We start from the raw sequence: 15983 nt of genomic DNA, 5'->3' as shown, positions 1-15983 counted from the left end.
AGAGTCGAGCAGCCGCGCCGGCCGCGCTATCAGGTCAGACGACGACCGGGAGATCAGACGACGACGACCGGGTTCTTCCTCGAGACGCGGCTGTAGAGGTCTATGATGTCCTGGTTGATCAGGCGAACGCAGCCCGACGACATCGCCTGGCCGATGCTCCACCATTCGGGCGAGCCGTGGATGCGGTAGCCGGTGTCCTGGCCGTTCTGGTAGATGTACAGCGCGCGCGCGCCGAGCGGGTTGTCGAGGCCGCCGGGCTGCCCGGCCTGCCATTTCACCAGTTCCGGCTTGCGGGCGATCATCTCGGCCGGCGGCCTCCAGGCCGGCCATTCCTTGCCGTACTGGATGTTGGCGCGGCCGGACCAGCGGAAGCCTTCCTTGCCGATGCCGACGCCGTAACGGATCGCGTCACCGCCGGGCTGCACCAGATAGAGCAGCCGCTCCTGAGAATGGACGACGATGGTGCCGGGCTGCTCGCCGGTCGGGTCGACGACGATCTGGCGGCGGAACTCCGGCTTGACCTGGAGGTAGGGCACTTCCGGCAGCGTGAAGCCGCCGTCGGTGACGGAGGCATACATCACACCAGGGCTGGTGATGTTCTTGTCGACGCTGATGCTCGGGCGGATGGGGGTGATCGCGCCGGTTGTGACGCCGTCGAGTTGCAGCGCCGACAGGTCGAGCGTCTGGCTGCAGCCGGCGACGCCGAGCAACGCCATGGCACCGGCGCCGGACAACACCGCGCGGCGGGAAAGCTGGTTTTCGGAAATTTCGATGTCGATGGCGTCGCCGTCGCACGGCGGCGTCAGACCTTGCGGCAACTCACGCATCTACCCAAACCCTACGCTCTCGGCGGGAAACACGGTCCCGGCCGGATAGGATGCATTTTCACCAATCATAGTTGAAAAAGCGTGAAGACATCTTGCCCTACCTTAACCTCCTGGCCGAGCCGTCGCGCCGCACATTTTCGATGCAGCCCCTTTACATCTTTGCGAGCCCGAGGATTTATCCTCTTCTTTGAGCTCAAGGAGACGAACATGTCCTTCGAAAACTGGGCCGCCTTTGCCGCCGCCTCGACGATCCTTCTTGTCATTCCCGGCCCGACCATCCTTCTGGTCGTGTCCTATGCGCTCGGCCAGGGCTGGCGCACCGCGCTGCCGATGGCGGTTGGCGTGGCGTTTGGCGATTTTACGGCGATGACGCTGTCGATGCTGGGCATCGGCGCACTGCTGGCGGCGTCGGCCACCGTGTTCACCGTGCTGAAGGTGATCGGCGCCGGCTATCTGATCTATCTCGGCGTAAAGCTGTTTCGCGCCGGTGGCACGCTCAAGGCCGAGCCGCGCCTGGACGCGGTGTCCTCGGCCAAGATGATGGCGCATGCCTGGCTGGTCACCGCGCTCAACCCGAAAAGCATCACCTTCTTCGTCGCCTTCCTGCCGCAGTTCCTCGACCGGCACGCCGATTTCTGGACGCAGATGCTGATCTTCGAAACGACCTTCCTGGCGCTCGCCTTCGCCAATGCCTTCGGCTACGCGCTGATCGCGGCAAGGGTGCGCAACGTCGTGCGTAATCCCCGGGCGATCCGCATCTTCAACCGCACCGGCGGCACGCTGCTGGTCGGCGCCGGCATCGCCACGGTGGCGATGCGCTCGGGCAATTGAGGACATGACATGGCAGTCAGGGATGCATTCGGCCTGACGTTTTCGGGTGCGACCGAGGCCGCGTTCTCGTCCTACAGCCAGGCTGTCCGGGAACTGCAATGCTTTATCGGCGATCCGGTCGCCTCGGTCGACCGCGCCATCGCCGAGGACCCCGGCTTCGTCATGGCGCATGTGTTCAAGGGCTATCTCTTCGGCCTCGCCACCGAACGCGAAGCAACGGCCGTGGCCAAAACATGCCATGAGGCGGCGCTGCCGCTTGCCGCGACGACGCGCGAGCAGGCGCATGTCGCAGCACTTGGCCATCTTGCCGCAGGACGCTGGCATGAAGCCGCTCGTCTGCTCGAGGATATCGCCATCGAGTTTCCGCTCGACGCGCTGGCGCTGCAGACCGGGCACCAGATTGATTTCTTCACCGGCAATGCCCGTATGCTGCGCGACCGCATCGGCCGCGCGCTGCCGTCGTGGCAGAGCGGCATGCCGGGATACCACGCCATACTCGGCATGCAGGCCTTCGGGCTGGAGGAGATGGGCGACTATGCGCGCGCCGAAAAGCTTGGCCGCGCAGCAGTCGACATCGAGCCGCGCGACGGCTGGGCGCAGCACGCCGTCGCTCATGTCATGGAAATGCAGAGCCGGCAAAGGGACGGCATCGCATGGATGCGCGCCAACCCGGAAGCGTGGACGCTGGAAAGCTTCCTGCAGGTGCACAATTGGTGGCATCTGGCGCTGTTCCACTACGATCTCGGCGAGACCGGCGAGGTGCTGGCGCTCTATGACGGCCCGATCTACGGCGAGCGCTCGACGCTGGCGCTTAACATGGTCGATGCCTCGGCGATCCTGTGGCGACTGCATCTCGGCGGCATCGATGTCGGCGACCGCTGGGCAGCACTTGCCGCCAACTGGGCCAAGGCCGGCGCCGGCAACTATGCCTTCAACGATGCCCATGCAATGATGGCCTTCGTCGGCGCCGGCCAAGAAGCGCCGGTTCGCACCTTGCTCGAGGCGCAGCGCGAGGCCATGCACGGCAACGACGACAACGCCGCTTTCACCCGGGATGTCGGCCATCCCCTGACGCTCGCCATCAAGGCATTCGGCGACGGCAATTATGCCGAGGCGGTACGCCTGATCCGGCCAATCCGCGCGATCGCCCACTGCTTCGGCGGCAGCCACGCGCAACGCGACGTCATCGACCTGACGCTGATCGAGGCGGCGCTGCGTTCCGGCGACCATGCGCTGGCACGGGCGCTTGCCGCGGAACGCGCGCTGGCGCGGCCGAACAGTCCGCTGTCGGCATTGTTCTCGCGGCGGGCGGCCGATTTGTCGGAGAATTGACCAGAGGCGGATCTTGTCTTAAAAACTGCCAAGTCAGATTTTTTCGAGATCCGAAAAAATTAATGGCATTGGGAGGACATCATGTATCTCGGCCTGGATCTGGGCACGTCGGGCGTCAAGGCGCTTTTGATCGATGCCGGGCAGACGATCATCGGCTCCGGCCACGCGTCGCTCGACGTGTTGCGGCCGCATCCCGGCTGGTCCGAGCAGAACCCCGCCGAGTGGATCCGCGCCTGCGAGGAAGCGATCGCGGAACTCAAGGCTTCCCATCCAGGACAGCTCGCCGCCGTCAAAGGCATAGGCCTCTCCGGCCAGATGCATGGCGCCACCTTGCTCGATGCCGGCGACCAGGTGCTGCGCGCCTGCATCCTGTGGAACGACACGCGCAGCCATGCCGAGGCGGCCAAGCTCGACGCCGATCCGCGCTTCCGCAAGCTCACCGGCAACATCGTCTTCCCCGGTTTTACCGCGCCAAAGCTGGTCTGGGTAAAGAACAACGAGCCTGATATTTTCGGCAAGGTGGCAAAAGTCTTGCTGCCGAAGGATTTCCTGCGGCTCTGGCTTTCCGGCGAACATATTTCGGAAATGTCTGACACGGCAGGCACGTCCTGGCTCGATGTCGGCAAGCGAGACTGGTCAACCGACCTGCTTTCCGCGACGTCGCTCGATGAAGGGCAGATGCCGTCGCTGGTCGAAGGCACTGAGAAGGCCGGCGCCTTGCGCAGCGAATTGGCCTCGAAATGGGGGATGCAGGCCGGCATCCCGATCGCCGGCGGCGCCGGCGACAATGCGGCCTCGGCCTGCGGCATGGGCACGGTCGCAGCCGGCCAGGCCTTCGTCTCGCTTGGCACGTCAGGCGTGCTGTTCGCCGCCAATGCGTCTTATCTGCCAAACCCGGAAAGCGCGGTGCACACGTTCTGCCACGCGCTGCCCGACACCTGGCACCAGATGGGCGTCATCCTGTCGGCAACCGATTCGCTCAACTGGCTGTCGGAGATATCAGGGAAAGGCGCCGGCGAGCTGACCGCCGAGTTCGGCGATACGCTGAAGGCGCCGACCGGCGTGTCCTTCCTGCCTTATCTCTCCGGCGAGCGCACGCCCCACAATGATTCGGCCATTCGCGGCTCGTTTACCGGGCTTGCGCATGAATCGAGCCGCGCCGTGTTGACCCAGGCCGTGCTGGAGGGCGTGGCTTTCGCCTTTCGCGACAGTCTCGAAGCCCTGGCCAAGGCCGGCACGACGCTGACACGAGTGACGGCGATCGGCGGCGGCTCGCGCTCGCGCTATTGGCTGAAGGCAATCGCCACCGCGCTCGGCCTGCCCGTCGACATCCCGGCCGATGGCGATTTCGGCGCTGCCTTCGGTGCGGCCCGGCTCGGCATGATCGCGGCGACGGGCGCCGATCCGCTCAGAGTGTGCACGGCGCCGGCCACCGATGCCACCATCGAACCGGTCGCCGCGCTAAGCAACGCCTATGCGGATGCTTATCAGCGCTACCGCTTGCTTTACGCAGCCATCAAGGCTGCGACCGCATGAGCGAGGGTTTAGCCCCCTCTGGCCTGCCGGCCATCTCCCCCTCAAGGGTATGGCTATGGCTTTTAGGCAAGCGCCCCCTCACCCGGATTGCCAACCGAATTGCGAAGAGCAATTCGGGGCAATTCGACCTCTCCCCGGGGGGAGAGGAGATCGCCGACCTTGGCGCCAGCCTCTTCTCCCCAGCGGGGAGAAGGTGGCCGCGAAGCGGCCGGATGAGGGGGCTGCCCTTGAGGGGGAGATGGCCGGCAGGCCAGAGGGGGGTGTGTCGCCCCCGCCTCGCCACGAAGTCTTCACTGTGCCGGAACCTTGTCGAGAAAGCCGGTGACGCTTTTCAGGCGGCCATTCTCGATGACACCGATGTCGGTGCCTTCGATGACGGAATCCGTTCCTTCCGGCCCGAGATTCCACGAGAAGCGGATCGTGTCGCCAAACCCGTCCGGCTTGCCCTTCAGCGAAAACCGGAAGCCGGCAAAACGTTTTTGGACACCATCGATGAGCGCGGCGACGCCATCATGGCCATCGCCCTGCATGATCGGGTCACGATAGCTGACGTCTTCGGTGAAGGTCGCCTTGAGCAAGGCAGTCCGGCGCGCGGCCTCGCTCTCGTTCCAGGCGGCGATGTAGTTTTCGGCGATCGTGTTGAGGTCGGTCATGATCTGTCTCCTTTGTTGAGTGGCTTTGACATGACCGTTTTCATCCAGCGCCAGCGCGAAACCAATTACGCCTGAGGTAATCAGGACAGAACCATGCGAGAGGACAGACAATCATGACCAGTGGCTTTTTCGGCGACATCCAGAAGATCAAATACGAGGGGCCGGATTCGACCAATCCGCTGGCCTACCGCTTCTACAATCCCGATGAAATTGTCGCCGGCAAGCGGCTGGAAGACCATCTGCGCTTTGCCGTCGCCTACTGGCATTCGTTCGCCTGGCCGGGCGGCGATCCGTTCGGCGGCCAGACTTTCGATCGGCCGTGGTTTGCTAGGGACGGCGGGGTCGACACGATGGAACTGGCCAAGCTCAAGGCCGATGTCGCCTTCGAGATGTTTGCGCTGCTCGGCACACCCTACTTCTGCTTCCACGATGCCGATGTGCGGCCGGAAGGAAAAGATTTTTCCGAAAGTGCCGCGCGCCTCGACGAGATCTCAGATTATTTTGCGACGAAGATGAAGCAGACCGGCGTCAAGCTGCTTTGGGGCACGGCGAACCTGTTCTCCAACCGCCGCTTCATGTCGGGCGCCGCCACCAATCCCGATCCGGACGTGTTTGCCTATGCGGCAGCGACGGTCAAACACTGCATCGACGTCACCAAGCGGCTGAAAGGCGAGAACTATGTGCTGTGGGGCGGCCGCGAGGGCTATGAGACGCTGCTCAACACCGACCTTGCCCGCGAGCAGGAGCAGGCCGGTCGCTTCCTCAACCTGGTCGTCGACTACAAGCACCGGATCGGCTTCAAGGGCACCATCCTGATCGAGCCGAAGCCGCAGGAGCCGACAAAGCACCAGTACGACTATGACGTCGCCACGGTCTACGGCTTCCTGAAACGCTTCGGCTTGGAGAAGGAGGTCAAGCTCAACATCGAGCAGGGCCATGCGATCCTGGCCGGCCATTCCTTCGACCATGAACTGGCGCTGGCCAATGCGCTCGGCATCTTCGGCTCGATCGACATGAACCGCAACGACTACCAGTCGGGCTGGGACACCGACCAGTTCCCCAACAACGTGCCGGAGATGGCGCTTGCCTATTACCAGGTCTTGCAGGCCGGCGGCTTCAAGTCCGGCGGCACCAATTTCGACGCCAAGCTGCGCCGGCAGTCGCTCGATCCGCAGGATCTGCTGATTGGCCATATCGGCGGCATGGATTGCTGTGCACGCGGCCTCAAGGCCGCCGCTCGCATGGTCGAGGACAAGGCGCTGTCCGCCCCGCTGGCCGAGCGCTATGCCGGCTGGAACTCCGCCGAGGCCAAGGCGATGCTTGCCGGCAAGCGGACGCTGGAGGAGATCGCCGAGCGCGTCGTCAAGAAGAAGATCGAGCCGCAGCCGAGATCCGGCCGCCAGGAACTGCTCGAGAATATCGTCAACCGGTACGTCTGAGGTGTCGCACCGGCGGGTCTTTGACCGATCCGCCGGCCCGGAACAGCTTTGCGCGAAGGCGGAACCGATGACAAGGTTTTGCCTCGCACCGCCCCTCAATCGCCTCGCTCTTGCCTTCAAACAGCCGTCACGAATCCGGTATAGTGTGGTTCGTGGCGGGAACAGAAAGAAGGAGGCGAAACGATATGCAGCACGAACGCGAAATCGACGCCCTGCTCTCATCTGGCGAGGGATCGATCATCGACCGGCTGATGGCGCTGCCGCATCCGAAACATGGTGCGCGGAGTGCAAACGAATGGGATCGCGCGGTCGCCAGCCGTTTTGAGACCCATCTTGCGAGACAGATGCGCTCGCAGATCGACGGCAAAAGCGACCGCAAGGACGCTGCCTAATCCCGACTATCCCCTACGCAGCCTGACCGGCGCTTCGCCGAAAGCTCTGGAAAACGCCCTGGAAAATGCCGCGGCGGACGAGAACCCTGTTCGCCCGGCAATGTCGGCCATGGCCACGCGCGTGTCGACCACCAGCCGGCGCGCCGCACCCAGCCGCAGCCTGAGATAATAAGCGCCCGGCGTCTCGCCGATCGACTTGCGAAAGATGCTTTCCAGCGTTCGCGCCGTCACCCCGGCGCGCTTCGCCACCGCGGCGATGGTCAGCGGCTGGTCGACATGCGCTTCCATCAGCCGGATGGCTTGCGCCAGCCGCGGATCGTAGCCGTCGAGGCGGCCGAGCGAGACCAGCGGCTGCGCGTCGGTCGCCGCCCGCGCCTGGTCGTAGATGAAGACACTTGCCACATCGAGCGCGACGGCCATGCCGAGCCGCGTGCGGATCAGATGCAGCATCAGGTCGAAGGTCGGCGAGGCGCCGCCGGAGGTGAAGACCGGCCCGTCGATGACGTAGCGGTCGGGGCGTACATCGACGCCGGGAAAGGCCGACGAAAAATCCTCCATGTCCTCCCAATGGGTGGTGGCGCTGCGCCCTTCCAGCAGGCCGGCGCGGGCCACAAGCCAGGTGCCGGCTTCGACGCCGCCGCAGGCGCGTGCGGCGCGCCCCGCACGGCGCAGGCCGGCAAGCAGGGCCGACGTGGCATAGTTCTGCGTGCCGAACCCGGCGACGACGACAAGCATATCGGTTGTATCCGCCGCGTCGAAGCGGCCGCTGACCGCAACCGGCAGGCCGCATGTGGTGATTGGTGCTTCGCCGGTCACCGAAACCAGCCTGAAATCGAACAGCGTCTCGCCGGCAATACGGTTGGCGGCGCGCAGCGGATCGACGGTCGAAGCGACGCACATGATCGACGAACCGGAAAACACAAGCAGCGTCACCTTGAGCGGCGAGCGCTCGGCGCGAAAGATCGAAGGCTTTTCGTTTTTGATCATATGGTCTTCGTAAAACGCAAAACAGTTTCCGGCAAGTCAGGCATTGTTGCCATCTGTTCGATCGGGCCCATTTGGGGCCATGTTGGTAGGGACGTCTGTGCCGATTGGGAGAGTCTGATGCCGCTTGCAATGAACCGTGAGGTTTTCATTACCTGTGCCGTGACCGGGTCCGGCAGCTCGCAAGACCGCAGCCCGTATGTGCCGCGTTCACCCAAGCAGATCGCCGATTCGGCCATCGATGCGGCAAAGGCGGGTGCGGCGATCGTCCACTGCCACGTGCGCGATCCCGAAACCGGCAAGCCGCGCCGCGACGTGCAGCTTTATCGCGAGGTAACCGAGCGCATCCGCGCGGCAGACGTCGACGTGGTGCTGAACCTGACCGCCGGCATGGGCGGCGATATGGTGTTCGGTTCGCCGGAAAACCCGCTGCCGCTGAACGAGAAAGCCACCGATATGGGTGGCGCCACCAACCGTGTGGAACATGTGCGCCAGTGCCTGCCGGAGATCTGCACGCTCGACTGCGGGACGATGAATTTCGCCGAAGCCGACTATGTCATGACCAACACGCCCGGCATGCTGCGCGCCATGGGCGCAATGATGACGGCGCTCGGCGTCAAGCCGGAGATCGAGGCCTTCGACACCGGCCATCTGTGGTTTGCCAAGCAGTTGGTCGAGGAAAAGGTACTGGATCCGGACGCGCTCGTGCAATTGTGCATGGGCGTGCCATGGGGCGCGCCTGATGATCTCAACACCTTCATGGCCATGGTCAACAACGTGCCGTCGAACTGGAATTGGTCGGCGTTTTCTATCGGCCGCAACCAGATGGCCTACGCCGCCGCCGCGGTGCTGGCCGGCGGCAATGTCCGCGTCGGGCTCGAGGACAATCTCTGGCTCGACAAGGGCGTGCTGGCGACCAATGCGCAGCTGGTCGAGCGGGCGGTCAGCATCGTGTCGAACATGGGCGCAAGGGTCATCGGCCCGGATGAGGTGCGCAAGAAGCTCAACCTGACGAAGCGCGCGCCGCTTTGAACAAGCAATCGGTAGGGAGGAGCCGCCGATGAAGACCGTGAAATTCACCGCAATGAAGGACGGCGACCGCGACGATTACGCCTTCCTCACCGAGCACGAGATCGACTATGTGGCGAAGACCGGCGAACGGCTGCTTGACGCGCTTGTCCAACTCGACGAAGGCCTGTCCGGCTATAAGATCACCCGGCTCGGTTATTCGCTGCAGGCGGCGACGCGCGCATGGCGCGACGGCGCCGACACCGACTGGCTCGCCTGCGCGTTGCTGCACGACATCGGCGACATCTACGCACCGTACAATCGCGACGAATATGCAGCTTCGATCCTAAAACCTTTCGTGCGCGAGCAGTGCACCTGGGTGGTGGAAAAGCACGGCGACTTCCAGCGCCTCTATTATGCCCACTATCTCGGCGGCAATCCCCATGCGCGCGACCGTTTCGCCGGCCACCTTTATTTCGACGATTGCGACCAGTTCTGTGAGCGCTGGGATCAGTCGAGCTTCGATCCGGATTACGTGACGTTGCCGATCGACTTCTTCCGGTCCTTCGTGCTCGAAGTGTTCGCGCGCAGAGCCTATGACGCCACAGTGATCCGTGCCGGCGAACGCGTGCCCCTCATCGATTCCAAAGTAGCCAGGACAAGAACCGGAGCCTCCGCATGAGCATCATCACCAAGGCGGCCGCCATCGGCGGCGGCGTCATCGGCGCCGGCTGGGTCGCGCGCCTGCTCTTGAACGGCATCGACGTGTCGATCTTCGATCCCGATCCTGACGCCGCGCGCAAGGTCGGCGAAGTGATGAAAGGCGCGCGCCGCGCCTACAAGCAGATGCTGCCCGGTGGCCTGCCAAAAGAGGGCAAACTGACCTTTGCCAAGACCATCGCCGATGCCGTCACCGACGCCGATTTCATCCAGGAAAGCGTGCCTGAAAGGCTCGACCTGAAACACCGCGTGCTGGCCGAGATCGACCTTTATGCGCCGGCCAACGCCATTGTCGGCTCCTCGACCTCCGGCATCAAGCCGACCGACATGCAGGTGGCGATGAAGAAGCATCCCGAGCGGCTGGTCGTAGGCCATCCGTTCAACCCGGTCTATCTCTTGCCGTTGGTCGAGATCGTCGGCGGCGAACAGACCTTCCCCGAGGCGATCGAGGTCGCCAAGGAGATGTACGCCTCGATCGGCATGAAGCCGGTCGTGATCCGCAAGGAGATCGAGGCCTTTGTCGGCGACCGCCTGCTGGAGGCGGCATGGCGCGAGGCGCTGTGGCTGATAAAAGACGGCATCTGCACGGTCGAGGAACTCGACGACATCATGCGCTATGGCTTCGGCTTGCGCTGGGCGCAGATGGGCATGTTCCAGGTCTATCGCGTCGCCGGCGGCGAGGCCGGCATGCGCCATTTCATGGCGCAGTTTGGGCCATGCCTGAAATGGCCATGGACCAAGCTGATGGATGTGCCGGAGTTCAACGACGAGCTGGTCGACCTGATCGCCACCCAGTCGGACGACCAGGCACATGGCCTGTCGATCCGTGAGCTCGAAAAGATCCGCGACGACAATCTGGTCGCGATCATGGAGGCGCTGTCGAAGCAGAACAAAGGCAAGGGTTGGGGCGCCGGCGCCTTGCACAAGGACTATACGAAGCAGCTCGCCAAGCTTGCGGCGAAGAAGCCCGCTACTTCCAAGGCGGCCGAAAAGGCCAAGGCTGAAAAGCCGAAGAAAAACAAGAAAGGCTGAGGCCATGGATTTTGGTCTTTCGGAAGAACAGAAACTCATCGTCGAGACGACGCGCGCCTTCGTCGAGAACGAGCTCTATCCGCATGAGCGCGAGGTCGAGCGCACCGGCGTACTGCGCCGCGAACTGATCGAGGAGATCAAGGCCAAGGCAATCGAAGCCGGGCTCTATGCCGCCAACATGCCAACGGAAGTCGGCGGCGCCGGGCTCGATACGGTGACCTGGCTGCTTTACGAAAAAGAGCTCGGCCGCGCCAATTACGCGCTGCATTGGACCTGCGTGGCGCGGCCTTCCAACATCCTTCTGGCCGGCACGCCGGAGCAGCGCGAGAAATATCTCTATCCCTGCATTCGCGGCGAGAAATGGGATTGCCTGGCGATGACCGAGCCGGGCGCCGGCTCCGATCTGCGCGGCATGAAGGCGACCGCCGTGCAGGATGGCGACGACTGGGTGCTGAACGGCACCAAGCATTTCATCAGCCATGCCGACCTCGCCGATTTCGCCATCGTCTTCATGGCCTCGAGCGAAGAGGAGACGCCGCGTGGAAAACGCAAGAAGATCACCGCCTTCTTCGTCGACAAGGGCACCAAGGGTTTTACGGTGCGTGACGGCTACCGCAACGTCTCGCACCGCGGCTACACCAATGCCATCCTCGAATTCGACGATTGCCGGCTGCCCGGAGCCCAGATTCTCGGCGAGGTCCACAAGGGTTTCGACGTCGCCAATTCGTGGCTTGGCGCAACCCGCCTGCAGGTCGGTGCGACCTGTCTCGGCCGGGCCGAGCGGGCGCTTGGTCACGCCGTCGAATATGCCGCGCAGCGCCAGCAGTTCGGCCAGCAGATCGGCAAGTTCCAGGGCGTGTCGTTCAAGCTCGCCGACATGGCGACCGAACTGAAGGCCGCCGACCTGATGGTGTTCGAAGCCGGCTGGAAGTACGATCAGGGCACCGTCACCGATCAGGACATGGCCATGGCCAAGCTGAAGGCCACCGAAATGCTTGCCTTCGTCGCCGACGAGGCGATCCAGATCCATGGCGGCATGGGGCTGATGGACGATCTGCCGCTGGAGCGCATCTGGCGCGACGCCCGCGTCGAGCGCATCTGGGAAGGCACTTCGGAAATCCAGCGCCACATCATTTCACGGGCGCTGCTGCGCCCGTTCGGGGGCTGAACGATGCACAGGCTTGAACGTCTTCTGCGCCCGCGAACGATCGGCGTGTTCGGCGGCGCGCAGGCCGCCGCCGTCGTCGCGCAGTCGATCAAGATGGGCTTCGCCGGCGATATCTGGCCGGTGCACCCGACCAAGGAGGAGGTCGCCGGGCGGAAAGCCTATCGTTCGGTGGCCGACCTGCCTGCGGCGCCCGACGCTGCCTTTGTCGGCGTCAACCGGCATCTGACCATCGAGGTGGTCAAGGCGCTGGCCGAACGCGGCGCCGGCGGCGCCGTCTGCTTTGCCGCCGGCTTCCTCGAGACCGAGGCCTATGACGAGGACGGCGAACGGCTGCAGGCCGACCTGGTCGCTGCGGCGGGCCAGATGCCGATCATCGGACCGAACTGCTACGGCCTGATCAACTATGCCGACGGCGCGCTTTTGTGGCCCGATCAGCACGGCGGCATCAGGCTGGCCGAGGGCGGCTGCGGCGTCGCCATCATCACCCAGTCGTCGAACATCGCCATCAACTTGACGATGCAGAAGCGCGGCCTGCCGATCGCCTTTCTGATGACTGCCGGCAACCAGGCGCAGACCGGCCTTTCCGAAATGGCGCTCGGCCTGATCGAGGACGACCGCGTCACTTCGCTCGGCCTGCACATCGAGGCCTTCGATTCGGTAGCCGGGTTCGAAAGGCTGGCTGCACGTGCGCGGGAGCTGAAGAAACCGATCATCGCCATGAAGGTCGGCCGCTCCGAGCAGGCGCGGCAGGCGACGGTGTCGCACACTGCATCGCTGGCCGGGTCGGATGCCGCCTCGGGCGCCTTCCTGAAGCGGCTCGGCATCGCCCGCGTCGATTCGATCCCGGCCTTCATCGAGGCGCTCAAGCTGCTGCACGTCACCGGCCCCCTGCCCGGCTATCGGCTGTCGTCGATGAGCTGTTCGGGCGGCGAGGCGTCTGTGATGGCCGACAGCGCCGAAGGCCGCTGGGTGAACTTTCCGGCGTTGACCGATACGCACCGCGCCCACGTCAAATCGACGCTCGGGCCGCTGGTTGCGGTGGCCAACCCGCTCGACTACCACACATTCATCTGGAACAACGAGCCGGCGATGACCGCCACCTTCACCGCCATGGTGTCGGGCGGTTTCGATCTCAATATGCTGGTGCTCGATTTCCCGCGCCCCGACCGCTGCTCGGACACCGACTGGTGGGCGACGCTGCGTGCCTTCGAATCGGCGCTGAAGACCAACAAGGCGCAGGGCGCGATCGTCTCGTCGCTGCCGGAGAACCTGCCCGAGGAATACACCGCCGGCCTGATGGCACGCGGCATGGTGCCGTTGTTCGGCATTTCCGAAGCCATGGACGCCGCCCAGGCGGCAGCCTTCATCGGCTGGGCCTGGCGCGAGCCGCAGGCGCAGCCGATCGACACCTCCGCTTCCGGGGCGCCGGCCGGCGACCATGTCACGCCTGATGAGGCCGAGGCGAAAGCGCGGCTGATCGAGGCTGGGCTTCCCGTGCCGAGGGGCGAACGCGCCGGCAATGCGGTCGAGGCGGTCATCTCCTCGATGGCGCTCGGCTTTCCGGTGGCGATGAAGGCTTTGGGCGTCACCCACAAATCCGAGCTCGGCGCGGTGCGGCTCAACCTCAGGGATGCCGAATCCGTCAGCACCGCCGCCCATGATCTCGATGCGCTCGGCACCGGCCTCTATGTCGAGCGCATGGTGCGCGACGGCGTCGCTGAGCTGCTCGTCGGCTTCACCCGCGACCCGATGTTCGGCGCGGTGATGACGCTCGGCACCGGCGGCGTGCTGGTCGAGCTGCTGCGCGACAGCGTCACGCTGATGCTGCCGGCGACACGCGACGACATCGAGGCGTCGCTGCGCGGGCTCAAATTGTTCCCGCTGCTCGAAGGCTATCGCGGCCGGCCCAAAGCCGATGTCGCGGCGGCCATCGAGGCGATATCAGGCATTGCCGCCTTCGTGCAGCAAAATGCGGGCGAGATAGAGGAGCTCGATATCAACCCGCTGATCGTCTGCGCGCAAGGCAAAGGTGCCTGGATCGCCGACGCGCTGCTGGTGCTGGGAGAGAACAAAAATGTCTGACGTCATCACCACCCGCCGCGAGGGCACGATCCTCGAAGTCGTGCTCGACCGGCCCAAGGCCAATGCCATCGACCTGAAAACGTCGCGGCTGATGGGCGAGACGTTCAAGGCGTTCCGCGACGATCCGGATCTGCGAGTCGCCATCGTCAAGACCGCCGGCGACAAGTTCTTCTGCGCCGGCTGGGACCTCAAGGCCGCGGCCGGTGGCGATGCGGTCGACGGCGACTATGGCGTCGGCGGGTTCGGCGGACTGCAGGAATTGCGCGACCTCAACAAGCCGGTGATCGCCTGCGTCAACGGCATGGCGGTCGGCGGCGGCTTCGAGCTGGCGCTGTCCTGCGACCTCATCTACGCGTCGGATCATTCCTCCTTCGCGCTGCCGGAAATTCGTGCCGGCACGCTGGCCGACGCGGCAACGATCAAGCTGCCGAAGCGCATCCCCTATCATGTCGCCATGGACCTTTTGCTCACCGGCCGCTGGATGGATGTCGCAGAGGCGCATCGCTGGGGACTGGTCAATGAGGTGCTGTCCAAGGACAGGCTCGAGGACCGCGTCTGGGAGATCGCACGGCTGCTGGCCGGCGGGCCGCCGCTGGTCTTCGCCGCGATCAAGGAGACGGCGCGTGTCGCCGAATCGCTCACCTTCCAGGACGCTATGAACCGGGTGACGCGCCGCCAATTGCCGACGGTTGACGCACTGTACGGCTCGGAAGACAATCTCGAGGGCTTTCGCGCCTTTGCCGAAAAGCGCGACCCGGTGTGGAAGGGGAAGTGATACTGCGGAGATGATGGCGATCCTTCCCACCCCCCTCTGGCCTGCCGGCCATCTCCCCCGCAAGGGGGGAGATTGGCAGCTTCGGCCCATCCGCCCTTCCTGCCGCGCTGGAGATTGGCGAAAGCCGATGCGACATCCAATCTCCCCCCTTGCGGGGGAGATGTCCGGCAGGACAGAGGGGGGTGTCCAGGCGCTGTCATCAAAATCCGGTCAGCGCCCATGACCGACTACAAAAAACTCATCGACGCCGAGACCTGGGCTTTTATCGAGCGGACCAATTCCTACTATCCGCCGGACACGATCGACACCACGATCGATCAGCAGCGCGACATCTACGACCGCATGTGCCGGGAGTTCTCTGCCGGCTATCCCCAAGGCGTTACGGCGGAGACCACCGCCATTGCCACGCCCTCGCATCCCATCCCGATCCGCGTCTACCGCACCCCGGCGCCGGAAGCGGCGGCGGTGGTGCTTTATTTCCACGGCGGCGGCTTTATCCTCGGCGGGCTCGACAGCCATGACGACGTCTGTGCCGAGCTTTGCAGCCGCACCGGCTATGAAGTGGTTTCGGTCGACTACCGGCTGGCGCCGGAACATCTTCACCCGGCCGGATTCGACGATGCCATCAGCGCCTTCGAATGGGCGGCGACGACCTACAAGCGCCCGATCCTGCTTTGCGGCGACAGCGCCGGCGGCAATCTTGCCGCTGCGGTCAGCCATGCGACGCGCGGCCATGCACGACGGCCGATCGGCCAAGTGTTGATCTATCCCGGGCTCGGCGGCGACCGCTCGCAAGGCTCTTATGTGACCCATGCCGAGGCGCCGATGCTGACCGTGCGCGACCTCGATTTCTACACGAATATCAGGACCGGCGGCGAGGACCGCACCGGCGATCTCACGCTGTCGCCGCTGGCCGACGCCGATTTCGCCAATTTACCGCCGACCGTGCTGATCACCGCGCAATGCGACCCGCTGTCGTCAGATGGCGAGGCCTATCGCGACCGCGTCGTTGCGGCAGACGGCCACGCCTTCTGGTTCGAGGAGCCGGGGCTGGTGCATGGTTATCTCAGAGCCCGGCATACGGTCGGCCGTGCGCGCTCAAGCTTTACCCGCATCGTCGACGCGGTGGCGGTTTTGGGAAGGCGCGAGTGGATCTGGTGAGGGGTCTACCGCCCCCCCCGTGACGCCGCGCGGCCGGCGCTGC

At 64.5% G+C, this 15983-nt stretch carries 15 protein-coding genes; 12 read left to right on the top strand and 3 right to left on the bottom strand.

What is annotated here, in order from left to right; translation table 11 throughout:
• Positions 1-53: 53 nt before the first annotated feature.
• Positions 54-827, bottom strand: a complete 774-nt coding sequence (locus AC0L3N_RS00570) for a L,D-transpeptidase (RefSeq protein WP_473544818.1) — start codon at positions 825-827, stop codon at positions 54-56.
• A gap of 207 nt (positions 828-1034) precedes the next feature.
• Between AC0L3N_RS00570 and AC0L3N_RS00565 the strand changes: the two genes are divergently transcribed.
• The 3 genes from AC0L3N_RS00565 (at position 1035) to xylB (ending at position 4526) form a co-directional block, all read left to right on the top strand.
• A complete protein-coding gene (locus AC0L3N_RS00565) occupies positions 1035-1658 on the top strand; it encodes a LysE family translocator (protein ID WP_473544816.1) in 624 nt (207 codons plus the stop codon).
• A 9-nt stretch (positions 1659-1667) separates the two neighbouring features.
• Positions 1668-2990, top strand: a complete 1323-nt coding sequence (locus AC0L3N_RS00560; RefSeq protein WP_473544814.1) for a tetratricopeptide repeat protein — start codon at positions 1668-1670, stop codon at positions 2988-2990.
• Positions 2991-3071: 81 nt separating this feature from the next.
• The gene (xylB, locus tag AC0L3N_RS00555) at positions 3072-4526 is read left to right on the top strand and encodes a xylulokinase (RefSeq protein WP_473544812.1); all 1455 of its coding nucleotides are present in this window, start codon (positions 3072-3074) and stop codon (positions 4524-4526) included.
• Between the two features lie 290 nt (positions 4527-4816).
• On the opposite strand, the gene AC0L3N_RS00550 is transcribed toward xylB, so the two are convergent.
• Complete coding sequence (locus tag AC0L3N_RS00550) at positions 4817-5179, bottom strand: nuclear transport factor 2 family protein (RefSeq protein ID WP_473544810.1); 363 nt, start codon at positions 5177-5179, stop codon at positions 4817-4819.
• Positions 5180-5292: 113 nt separating this feature from the next.
• Here AC0L3N_RS00550 and xylA point away from each other — a divergent pair, with 113 nt between their 5' ends.
• Positions 5293-6618, top strand: a complete 1326-nt coding sequence (gene xylA, locus AC0L3N_RS00545) for a xylose isomerase (RefSeq protein WP_473544808.1) — start codon at positions 5293-5295, stop codon at positions 6616-6618.
• 185 nt (positions 6619-6803) lie between these two features.
• On the top strand, positions 6804-7010 hold the full coding sequence (locus tag AC0L3N_RS00540; protein WP_292405524.1) for a hypothetical protein: 207 nt from the start codon (positions 6804-6806) through the stop codon (positions 7008-7010).
• A gap of 6 nt (positions 7011-7016) precedes the next feature.
• On the opposite strand, the gene AC0L3N_RS00535 is transcribed toward AC0L3N_RS00540, so the two are convergent.
• Entirely contained in the window at positions 7017-7997 is a 981-nt protein-coding gene (locus AC0L3N_RS00535) for a GlxA family transcriptional regulator (RefSeq protein WP_473544806.1), read from the bottom strand.
• Positions 7998-8114: 117 nt separating this feature from the next.
• Between AC0L3N_RS00535 and bcoG the strand changes: the two genes are divergently transcribed.
• From bcoG to AC0L3N_RS00500, 7 genes are all read left to right on the top strand, one after another.
• Positions 8115-9026 (top strand): 3-dehydrocarnitine:acetyl-CoA trimethylamine transferase BcoG, encoded by a 912-nt coding sequence (gene bcoG / locus AC0L3N_RS00530; RefSeq protein ID WP_473544804.1) that lies wholly within the window; start codon positions 8115-8117, stop codon positions 9024-9026.
• Positions 9027-9054: 28 nt separating this feature from the next.
• Positions 9055-9684 (top strand): HD domain-containing protein, encoded by a 630-nt coding sequence (locus tag AC0L3N_RS00525; RefSeq protein ID WP_473544802.1) that lies wholly within the window; start codon positions 9055-9057, stop codon positions 9682-9684.
• Positions 9681-10754, top strand: a complete 1074-nt coding sequence (locus AC0L3N_RS00520; RefSeq protein ID WP_473544800.1) for a 3-hydroxyacyl-CoA dehydrogenase NAD-binding domain-containing protein — start codon at positions 9681-9683, stop codon at positions 10752-10754. Before AC0L3N_RS00525 ends, AC0L3N_RS00520 begins: the two co-directional genes overlap by 4 nt.
• A 4-nt stretch (positions 10755-10758) precedes the next feature.
• Entirely contained in the window at positions 10759-11922 is a 1164-nt protein-coding gene (locus tag AC0L3N_RS00515) for an acyl-CoA dehydrogenase family protein (protein WP_473544798.1), read from the top strand.
• 3 nt (positions 11923-11925) lie between these two features.
• A complete protein-coding gene (locus tag AC0L3N_RS00510; RefSeq protein WP_473544796.1) occupies positions 11926-14004 on the top strand; it encodes an acetate--CoA ligase family protein in 2079 nt (692 codons plus the stop codon).
• Positions 13997-14779 carry a carnitinyl-CoA dehydratase gene (locus tag AC0L3N_RS00505; protein ID WP_473544794.1) on the top strand — a complete coding sequence of 261 codons (783 nt, stop codon included), beginning with the start codon at positions 13997-13999 and terminating at the stop codon, positions 14777-14779. The genes AC0L3N_RS00510 and AC0L3N_RS00505 overlap by 8 nt, the downstream gene beginning before the upstream one ends.
• 219 nt (positions 14780-14998) lie before the next feature.
• On the top strand, positions 14999-15940 hold the full coding sequence (locus tag AC0L3N_RS00500) for an alpha/beta hydrolase (RefSeq protein ID WP_473544792.1): 942 nt from the start codon (positions 14999-15001) through the stop codon (positions 15938-15940).
• The last annotated feature ends 43 nt before the right edge of the window (positions 15941-15983 follow it).

The sequence above is a fragment of the Mesorhizobium sp. WSM4807 genome (assembly GCF_055811615.1).
Note: the sequence above shows the minus strand (reverse complement) of the source record. Positions and strands in the feature narration are given on the sequence as shown.